A 1452-nucleotide genomic window follows, 5' to 3' on the forward strand; every position below is an offset into this window, starting at 1 on the left:
GCACAGTCCGCTATGGGAAGCGTTAGACGGCAAGCCACTAAAAGGTAAACCCAAGTATCTGCCACTAGGGCGACACGGTTACAAAGACAACCCTGAGGATTGGAAGCGTGCTACTCAAATTGCCATCGCAATGGAGGCTGATTTAGACCATCCTGAATGGGAAAAACTATTTGACCCTACCCTTGCTAAATATGGTATAGGCGGGGGCAAATATGCCAAGCTAGCTGATGTACTTCAGATGCCAGGTGCACAGGCTACAACACCCGAGATTACCGTAGGCGAGATGTGGGAAGCGTACCTTCAGTGGAAAGAAACAACCATTGAAGAGACTACGTTTAAAGTAACTTTCCAGACACAGTTTTCAAACATTATTTACGGTAAAATATGGAACAACCAAACTAAGCAACACGTCCAATCCGACCAGAGTATTAGCGACATACGCTTAAGCGATGGACAGAATGTGATGTTTGCAATCACAAATACCACAATAAACAGAAAGACTTACTTTATCAATGAGTTGCGACTAGCTTTCGAGTATTGCAAATCAAAAGGTATGCTAGTCAATCCCACAACCGAAAACCCTTTTGTCAGCGATAAATTCAGCGCACCTGCTATCACAACTCAGCAAAAGTACGCATCCAAAATAGTAAATGGGGAAGAGAAACAATGGCACGAGGTGACGGACGAAAAAGCGCTAGAAGAGGATAGACGCGCATTTACCAAGATAGAGTGCGACATCATTATCAAGGCTTTTTATGGGTCTAACAAGTCTCATTTTGCAGCCTTGATCGAATTCTATTTTCTAACAGGATGTCGCACATCAGAAGCGTTAGCCCTCTGTTGGCATGATATAGATTTTGAAAGAAATCTAATTCGTTTTAATAAATCATTAGGTGCTTCCACCCACAAAATAAAAGAGACCAAAACGGGCGAGGCAAGACTATTCTATTTCAGTGACAATTCTCGATTGAGAGAGTTGCTGATCCAACTAAAAGGCGAGAGCTTAAGCAATCTTTGCTTTCCGAACAAAAAAGGTAAATACATTCCAATCACCTCTCTACAAGAGGCATGGCGGGGATTCAAAAAAACTAGAGCCCTAGCTGATGGTACAGAAAAAACTTACTACTACCCCGGTGTAGTCACTCAGTTAGTTGAGGAAGGCGTCATAGGAGGGTACTTACCGCAATATCACACTCGCCATACCTACATCACCCTTACTGCTCACGCTAATGCCCACAATAACAACGCGCTATTACATATAGCCACCGCCTGCGGTAATAGCGTAGACGTGATACTGAGGCATTACCTTGGGGTAAGCGAATCAATACAGATAGTTGAGGCAATGTAACCCCCTACCCCCTTTAATCAGGGGGTATTTTTTTGACTATTTTCCTGTACCTACTGTCATTTTACAAAGTAAGGCCCTACTTTAGGAGCCTACTTTAATACAAC

The 1452-nt window shown here is 43.1% G+C and carries 1 protein-coding gene; it reads left to right on the forward strand.

Going from position 1 to position 1452, the window contains the following annotated elements:
- Positions 1 to 1348 (forward strand): site-specific integrase (locus JGK22_RS33050; protein WP_293314563.1); only part of this gene is annotated, 1348 nt, incomplete at its 5' end.
- Positions 1349 to 1452: the final 104 nt, after the last annotated feature.

The organism is Microcoleus sp. PH2017_08_TRC_O_A, assembly GCF_020738665.1.
Lineage (GTDB): Bacteria > Cyanobacteriota > Cyanobacteriia > Cyanobacteriales > Microcoleaceae > Microcoleus.